At 71.8% G+C, this 8,578-nt stretch carries 5 protein-coding genes; all 5 read right to left on the bottom strand.

What is annotated here, in order from left to right; genetic code table 11:
• Window positions 1-82: 82 nt before the first annotated feature.
• Window positions 83-745: a mycothiol-dependent nitroreductase Rv2466c family protein gene (locus JFN87_RS30010; protein ID WP_209345173.1), complete on the bottom strand. Its 663-nt coding sequence runs from the start codon at window positions 743-745 to the stop codon at window positions 83-85.
• A gap of 42 nt (window positions 746-787) precedes the next feature.
• On the bottom strand, window positions 788-1,807 hold the full coding sequence (locus JFN87_RS30005; RefSeq protein WP_209345171.1) for a ketopantoate reductase family protein: 1,020 nt from the start codon (window positions 1,805-1,807) through the stop codon (window positions 788-790).
• Window positions 1,808-2,023: 216 nt separating this feature from the next.
• Entirely contained in the window at window positions 2,024-5,395 is a 3,372-nt protein-coding gene (locus tag JFN87_RS30000; protein ID WP_209345169.1) for a lectin, read from the bottom strand.
• A gap of 410 nt (window positions 5,396-5,805) precedes the next feature.
• The gene (locus tag JFN87_RS29995) at window positions 5,806-6,330 is read right to left on the bottom strand and encodes a universal stress protein (RefSeq protein ID WP_209345175.1); all 525 of its coding nucleotides are present in this window, start codon (window positions 6,328-6,330) and stop codon (window positions 5,806-5,808) included.
• Window positions 6,331-6,542: 212 nt separating this feature from the next.
• Window positions 6,543-8,264: an IlvD/Edd family dehydratase gene (locus JFN87_RS29990; protein WP_209345167.1), complete on the bottom strand. Its 1,722-nt coding sequence runs from the start codon at window positions 8,262-8,264 to the stop codon at window positions 6,543-6,545.
• Window positions 8,265-8,578: the final 314 nt, after the last annotated feature.

The following is an 8,578-nucleotide window of genomic DNA, read 5'->3' as shown; positions in this document are numbered from 1 at the left end:
CGGCCCCCGTGCCCGGGCGCGCCGCGGCGGCCTGAGGGCCCGGGGGCCGGCCGGACACGGCGCACGGCTCACGGCTCACGGCTTACGGCCTGAGCGAGCCGGTCCTGGTCCGCTTCAGTTCGAAGAAGTCGGGGTGGCGTGCGAGGACGCGCACGCTGTCGAACAGCTCGCCCGCCGCCTCGCCGCGCGGCGCCTCGTTCAGGACGGGCCCGAACCACACCGCGCCGTCCAGGTGGATCGTCGGCGTCCCCACGTACGCGTCGGCGGCCGGGTCCTTGCCCGCGTCGTGGCTGCGGCGCAGCGCGTCGTCGTGGGACGGGTCGAGCGCGGCGTCCGCGAGGGAGGCGGGCAGGCCGCACTCGGCGAGCGACTCGGCGACGACCGCGTCGAAGTCCTCGTTCTTCTCGCGGTGGATGCGGGTGCCGAGCGCCGTGTAGAGGCCGGCCAGCACGCCGTCGCCGTGCGCCTCGGCCGCGGCGACCGCGACGCGTACGGGCCCGAGCGAGCGGTCGACCAGATCGCGGTACCAGTCGGGCAGGTCGTTGCCGAGGTTGTGCAGGTAGAGGCTCATCACGTGGAAGCGCACGTCCACCGGGCGCACCCGCTGGACCTCCAGCATCCAGCGTGAGGTGATCCAGGCGAACGGGCAGGCGGGGTCGAACCAGAAGTCGGCGGTGGCACGGCCCTTGGCGGACGGACCGGGCGGGGTGGACGAGTCCGGCGAGGCGGATCCTGAGGTCGTCATGCGGCCGAGCCTAACCACCCGGTGCCCCACATCCGCGGGCCATTACGAGGGCAGCCCCCTGGGCCAATCGCCGTCCTCGACGCGTGCGCGCAAGCGGTGCCCCGGCAGCGATCCCGGCGGGCGGCGTTCCGCCGCGAAGGCGCCGGCGAGGCGCTGCAGGGTCTCGTTGACCGGGGTGGCCACCCCGTGCAGGCGCCCGAGCAGGACGATCTCGCCGTTGAGGTAGTCGGCCTCGATGGTGCCGGTGCCCCGGTTCAGGGACTGCCAGGAGGAGCCGCCGCCGCGCCGGGCGCCCATGCCGGGGTCGACGTGGATGAGGGCGCGCGCCTCGTCCTGCTCCTGCTGCGTGGCGCAGTCGATCTTGGCTGCGGCGAACACCGCCCAGCCCTCGGCGAGCGCCCGCTGGAAGACCGCCTTGGCGTCGTCGTCGGCCGGGGAGCCCGTGAGTGCCTCGACCGCGTTGCCGAGGTTCGACAGCAGCTTGGCGTACTTCCAGCGCATCGCGTCCGGCACGACGGGTGCGAGCAGCCGGGCCTTCTCCAGCTCGGCGCCGATGGCCGACGCGGTCTCGTCCACTCCCGAGGGGTAGCGGCCCAGGTGCAGGATGCCGCTGTACGGGGTGGACGGCGCGATGACGCTGCCGGGCTCGGCGTACGTGGCGGGCAGCCAGACGCACATGGCGTACACGCGGCGGAAGCGGCGCAGCGCGAGGCGCTCGCTCTCCACGCCGTTCTGCGCGCACACCAGCGGCAGCCGCTCCCCCGCCGTCCCTCCGCCGTCGACGGGCCGTCCTGCCCAGGCGTCGAGAGCGGCGACGCTGTCCTGGGTCTTCACGGCGAGTACGAGGACGTCGTCCGGGCGCAGCCCGACGGCCGCGGGGCCGTCGGCGACCGGGATCCTGTGCACCCGCGTCCCCTCGGGCGAGGTGAACGACAGGCCGCGGTCCCGAAGCACCTCGTGGTGGGCTCCGCGCGCGACGAGTACGACGTCGGCGCCCGACTCGGCGAGCCTGGCGCCGATGCTGCCGCCGACCGCACCCGCCCCGATGATGATGTACCGCATGCCGGTCATCCTGCCAGTGCGGTGGGGGTCGCGACGAGGCGCCGTCCCGCCACACGGCGGAGGGCCCCCGCGAGTCACGTCCTCGCGGGGGCCCTTCGTACGTCACCCGTACACGTGTGCTGAGAAGACGATCACAAGCGCTACCGCCCGGGCTCGTCCAGCTTATTGCACATCATGCGCAGATGCATGTTCTCGGCAGAGAACGGTGGTGCCGCGTCACTCGCCGAAGCCGAAGGCGAACACATGCGCCCCGGAGTTCGGCAGGGTGACCGAGGCCACCTGCTTCGACGGGTCGAGCGGCACCTTCGTGGAGAAGACGTACGCCTTCACGTTGTCACGACCGCCACTGCCCGTGTTGCGGTAGTTCGTCGTCACCGCCTCGGTGTCGCTCGGTACCGGCTTGGAGCCGCCGGCGCCGAGGGTCCAGTCCGAGAAGGTGACCGGCGCCTTCGCGGTCGTGCCGTCCGTGTAGGTCACGGTCAGCGTGCCGGTGACACCGCTGCCGTCGGTCGGCGCGTTGGTCGCGGAGCCCAGCAGCCCGAGCGAGGAGCCGGTGCTGCCCTTGACCATGGGGATGGTCTGGCCGGCCATCTCGATGTTGTCGGGCCGCCCCGACTTCACCTCGGGGAAGGTGTAGTCGATCCCGTCCGAGCTGACCTTCGCACCCGAGGTGACGCCGGCCGCCTGCAGCGCGTTCTGCGAGTACGCCCAGCCACCGCCGTCGAAGCCGCCGTTGTAGGTGGCACCGTCCGGGTAGACGCCCTCGTTCGTGGAGTACGGCCACAGCTCGCCCGGCTGGGCGACGGCCACACGCAGCGCCGCCGTGCCGACGGACGCGCCGGTCGCGTGGTCCGTGAGCGCGAACGTCACGGAGTAACTGCCCTCGTCGGTGGGCGCGGTGACCTGAATGTCGGCCTTCGCGCTGCCCGACGCCGGCACCTTGAGCGAGCCGGACGACGCCGAGAGCGTCACCCCCGCGGGCGCCGTGGCGGTCCAGTCGACGGTGGTCGCCTTGGAGCCGAGGTTGGTCACGTTCAGCGTGGAGTCGCCCTTGGCGCCCGGCGCCAGGATCAGGCCGCTGCCGGGACCGGTCGCGGCGAGCACCTTGCCGCCGCCCGTGGTGTCCGACGGGGGAACGGAGTTCGCCGAGGACGCCCAGGACTTGTTGGGCGTCGTGCCGAGCGCCCAGTCCATCGTGCGGGCCTTCTTGACCTGGTCGAAGGTGACCCAGGACTTCTTCCACTCCTTGCCGTGCACGTCAAGGGACTGGACGTACGGCGCCTTGGGCGCGGCCTTCGGGGCGTTGATCGTGAGCTTCTTGCCGTGCGCGAAGCTCACCTTCGCGACCGGGAAGGCCGGGCTGCCGAGAGCCAGCGTGTTCGTGCCCGGGGTCTCCGGGTACATGCCGAGCTCGGACCAGACGTACCAGGAGCTCATCGCGCCGAGGTCGTCGTTGCCGAACGAGCCGACCGGCGCGTTGAAGTACAGCTTCTGCTGGGCGTCGCGCACCGCGGCCTGCGTCTTCCAGGGCTGCGCCAGGTAGTCGTACTCCCAGGGGATCTCGACGCTGGGCTCGTTGCTCAGGTTGGCGTCCGTGCTGGTCGGGTTGGCGATGTTGTCGAGCAGGCTGTCCAGGTAGGACGAGTAGGCCTTCTTGCCGCCGCGCGCCTGGATCAGCTGCTTGAGGTTGAACGGCACCATCGGCGTGTACTGGGCCGAGCTGCCCTCGACGAACCCGTTGGACGTGCCGGGGGTGAAGCCGGCGGCGAACTGGCCGTCCTTGTTCCTGCCCTGCATGTAGCCGGTCTGCGGGTTGAAGACGTTCATCCAGTCCTGGGCGCGGGTGGCGAACTTCTTGTAGACGCCCTTCTTGCCCAGCGACTTGGCGAACGACGCCAGCGCGTAGTCGGCGCTGTCGTACTCCAGTTGCGTGGAGACCGGGCCGTAGAAGTTGCAGCAGCCGTAGTCGTTCTCGTCGAGCGGCAGGTAGCCCTTGGCGTCCCTGACGGACTCGCCGGGGCGGTCCTGGTTCGGCACGGTGGCCTCGTGCTCCAGCGCGGCCAGCGCGTGCTTCGTGTCGAAGCCGCGGGCGCCGAAGGCGTACGCGTCGGCGATGATGCCGGCGGCCGGGTCACCGACCATGACGTAGCTCTCGCCGTTGTTGGACGCCCACTTGGGCAGCAGGCCCGTCTGGTCGTAGCCGTTGAGCATGGAGGTCACGATGTCGCTGGTGACCTTGGGCTCGACCGCCGCCATGAGCTGCGTCTGGGAGCGGTAGGTGTCCCAGCCCGAGTAGTTGGCGTACTGGGCCTTCTGGCCCTTGGCCAGCTTGTGGACCTGGTTGTCCATGCCCATGTACTGGCCGTTGTCGTCGGAGAAGACGTTCGGGTGCAGCAGCGAGTGGTAGAGCGCGGTGTAGAACTGCGTCTGCTGGTCCTTGCTGCCGCCGCCGACCGCGATCTTGCCGAGGACGCCGTTCCACGCGTCGTGGTTGGCCTGGCGCATCGCGTCGAAGTTCCAGCCCTTGACCTCCTTGGAGAGGTTGGACTTGGCGTTCGAGTCGCTCGTGTACGAGATGCCGACGGCGGCCTTCACGGTCGGGTTCGCCGACGTGTCGAACGTCAGGTACATCCCGTTTGCGCCGGTGGTCGGAGGCTGAGCCGCCTTGGCGCTCTTGGCCGTCGCCGCGGAACTGCCGCTCTTCGCGCCCTGGGCCGCGGTGTGCAGGCTCGGGGAGGGAGACGCGGGGACGGTGAAGTGCTTCTCGGGCTGCGCCGCCTCGGGGTGCTTCTGGGCCGGCTGCTGCGTGCGTCCCTGCTTGAGGGTCGTGGCGTTCTTGTTGATCGTCGAGCCGACCCAGGTGCCGCTCTGGGTGAACGGGTGGTCGAACTTGATGTCGAAGTGCAGCGTGTAGCGGTTTCCCGCGCCGCAGAAGTGGCCGCTGTCGATCGAGCCGCTGATCTCCTTCTTGTTCACCACCCGCACGCGCGTGCCGTCGACCTGCGTGGCGCCGCCGCTCAGCTTGAGCAGCAGGTTGGCCTGCTTGCCCGAGGGGAACGTGAACTGCCCGAGGCCGGCCCTGGTGGTGTCGGTCAGCTCGGTCTTGACGCCGGACGCGTCGGTGACGCCGTAGTAGCCGATCGACGCCTGCTCGTCGTCATGGCTGAACTGCGCTGACGTGTTGGCGAGGTTGCCGGACAGCGCGCCCGTGGTGGGCAGGATGGGCAGGTCGCCCGCGACGCCGCAGCCGGGTCCTGAGATGTGCGTCAGGCTGAAGCCGGAGATCTTGTTGTCGTTGTACTCGTAACCGCCGCCGGCAGGGCGGTCGGGGGTGGTGTCAGGGCCCCACTGCATCATGCCGAACGGCATGTCGGGACCGGGGAAGGTGTCCACCGCGCCCGAGGTGCCGATCAGCGGATTGACCAGGGACGCCGGGTCCTTCACCAGTTTGGGGGTGGCGGCCGACGCGGTCGAGGTCACCGCCTGGAGGGGAAGGACGGCGAGGCCGAGGACACAGGCCAGGGCGAGTCGTCTGCGGTGTCTTGGGGTGGGGGGCGAGTCGGAAGAGGAGGGGCTGCTGTTGACCATCGAATTGCCTCCGCAGCGGGTCGTGCTACGCACAGGACGTGCCGGTGGGCGGTCGGCTTCCGGTTGGAGCCGTCGCCTGCGAAAGGGGTGGCGCCGTCGCCGTCCGAGACGTTGACAACGTTGCCACTCCGCACGAGTGATGAGTGAAACGCGGATGGTGATTGCGTGTCAACGGCATCCACACGAGTTTCTCGACTCACCCCGGCCACGGGCGGATGGCCGGGTTCCGTCGAGACAGGCCGTCATTTCGGGGGTCTATAGTCCCGGTTGGACTGCCGGGGCACGGGAAGGGAGGCGTGCCGCGCTCGTGGCCGCCGCACGCTGTGACGCGCTCCAGGCCGGGGCGGGCGTCGAGCGTCTGCGCTGTGTGCACGCACAGGCGGGCCGGGCTGCCCGAACGCCCCGCGCCTTCAGGGGTGATGGGGCGGATGGTGCGGCGGGTGGTGCGGCGGATGCGGGGGTTCCGGCGGGAGCGTCGCGAGGGAAGGGGCGGGTTCCGGCCACACGAGGAGGACCTGGCACGGCGCGTGATCCACGACGAAGCGGCTCGCCGGGCCGAGGCTGTGCGGGCCGAGCCGGGAGCGGTCGCCGTCGCGCGCGAGGACGAGCAGGTCCGCGTCGCGCGCCGCGGCCACCACTTCGCGTTCGACGCGGCCCGTGCGCGCGAGCTGCGTGCAGGGAAGGCCGAGGCGGCCGGCGGCCTCGTCAAGCAACTCGGCGGACGACTCCGCCTCCAGGTCCTCCACCAGCCTGCCGGGGTCCTGCCCCGGGCGGCCCCTGCCAAGGAGCCCGGCGAACGCGCCGTGCGCGACGCCGTGCACCTCCTCGTCGTGGACGTGCAGCAGGGTGATGGACGCGTCCCGTGGCGCGTGCGTACGGACGGCGTCGACGCAGGAGGGCCACGTGCCCTCGACGATCCAGGCGATCATGTTCACGGTCACGCCCACCAACCTGTCACACGGCGGGCCTGTCGAGCGCGTACACCGTCACAGGGACGCCGCCCAGTTCGTCCTCGCGACGCGGAGTGAACCCGAGCCGCCGCGCCCGGCGAACTCGCCCGTGGCCTTCGACTCGACGGCACACAGCCCGTGTCCCCGCCCGGACCACTGCCGCTCGACGCATGCGAGCCTTACACCGGGGGGGGTGGTCAGTGGGACTCGCGGCCGACTACGGGGCCCGTGGCGCCCAGCAGGAAGTCGAGGTCGGCGCCCGTGTCGGCCTGGGTGACGTGGTCGACGTACAGCCTCTCCCAGCCCCGCGTGGGTGACGCGTAGCCTTCCGTGGTGGCCGAATCCGGTATCCTGGCGGCCAGTTCGGCGTCCGGGACGTCCAGCCTGAGGGAGCGGGCCGCCACGTCGAGCTCGATCACGTCGCCGGTGCGCACGAGCGCGAGCGGGCCGCCCGCGGCGGCCTCCGGCGCGACGTGCAGGACGACCGTCCCGTACGCGGTGCCGCTCATCCGCCCGTCGCACACGCGCACCATGTCGCGCACGCCGCTCGCCAGCAGCTTCTTCGGCAGTGGCATGTTCGAGACCTCGGGCATTCCGGGGTAGCCCTTCGGTCCGCAGCCGCGCAGGACGAGGACCGAGTCGGCGTCGACGTCGAGGTCCGGGGCGTCGATCCTGGCGTGGAAGTCCTCGATGCTGTCGAAGACGACCGCGCGGCCGCGGTGACGCAGCAGGTGCGGCGACGCGGCGGCCGGCTTGATGAGCGCGCCGTCGGGCGCCAGGTTGCCGCGCAGCACGGCGATGCCCGCGGCGTCCCGCAGGGGCGCGGTGCGGTCCCTGATGACCTCGGGGTCCCAGATCCGTGCGTCGTCCAGGTGCTCCACGAGCGGCCTGCCCGTGACGGTGAGCGCGCCGGGGTCGAGCAGGTCGCGTACTTCCCTGAGGACGGCGAGCAGCCCGCCCGCGCGGTGCAGGTCGTCCATCAGGAACCGGCCGGCGGGCTGGAGGTCGACGAGCAGCGGCACCCGGGAGCCGATGCGGTCGAAGTCGTCCAGCGTCAGCTCGATGCCGAGGCGGCCCGCGATGGCCAGCAGGTGCACGACCGCGTTGGTGGAGCCGCCGATGGCGGCGAGCGCGACGATCGCGTTGCGGAACGAGCCGCGCGTGAGCAGCGTGCTGGGCGTGCGCTCCTCGTGGACGAGGTCCACGGCCAGCTTGCCGGTGGCGTGCGCGGACTCCAGCAGGCGGCTGTCGGGGGCGGGCGTGCCGGCCACGCCGGGCACGACCGTCCCGAGCGCCTCGGCGAGCAGGCCCATCGTGGAGGCGGTGCCCATGGTGTTGCAGTGGCCCTTGCTGCGGATCATCGCGGACTCGGAGCGGATGAAGTCCTCGCGGCTGAGCGTCCCGCCGCGCACCTCCTCGCTCAGCCGCCACACGTCGGTGCCGCAGCCGAGCGCCTTGCCGCGGAACGTGCCGGTGAGCATCGGGCCGCCGGGCACGACCACGGCGGGCAGGTCGACGGACGCGGCGGCCATCAGCAGGGAGGGGATGGTCTTGTCGCACCCGCCGAGCAGGACGACGCCGTCGACGGGGTTGCCGCGCAGCATCTCCTCCGTGGCCATCGCCGCCATGTTCCGCCAGAGCATCGCGGTGGGCCGCAGCAGCGTCTCGCCCAGGGAGACGACGGGGAGGTCGAGGGGGATGCCGCCCGCCTCGTGGACGCCGTCCCTGACGGAGGAGGCGACCTCCTTGAGGTGCGCGTTGCAGGGCGTGAGGTCGGACGCGGTGTTGGCGATGGCGATGTGCGGACGCCGTCCGGAGAAGGCGTCGGACGGCAGTCCACGGCGCATCCAGGCGCGGTGGATGTAACCGTCGCGATCGTCACCGCCGTACCACTGCGCGCTGCGGAGTCGCGGCGTCATGGTCTTCTCCCCCTCCGGGGACGGGTACGTGGAACGGGGCAGGCAAGATCAGCGACTGTACGCGCCACCCGCGGCGCGCGGATAGACGGCGGCCACGCCGCCCGGCGCGGCAGCGCCCGCCCTGGGCGTGTATGCAGCGGGCGACGCCCGCCTCCCGTCGTCACCCCGGCCGTGCGCCCGGTCGGGCCCGGAGCACGCGGCCACGGCACGGCCGTCAAGCAGCGCCCGACGCCGGAACCCACGGCGGTGGCCGTCGGCCACCCCACGACGTGGACGGCAGCGGGCCGGGGCGCCGCGGCGCGCACGTCGTGGGG

It is taken from the genome of Streptomyces montanisoli (assembly GCF_017813245.1).
In the GTDB taxonomy this organism is placed as follows: domain Bacteria; phylum Actinomycetota; class Actinomycetes; order Streptomycetales; family Streptomycetaceae; genus Streptomyces; species Streptomyces montanisoli.
The sequence above is the reverse complement of the archived record's forward strand: the minus strand, read 5'-3'. Positions and strand labels throughout refer to the sequence as shown.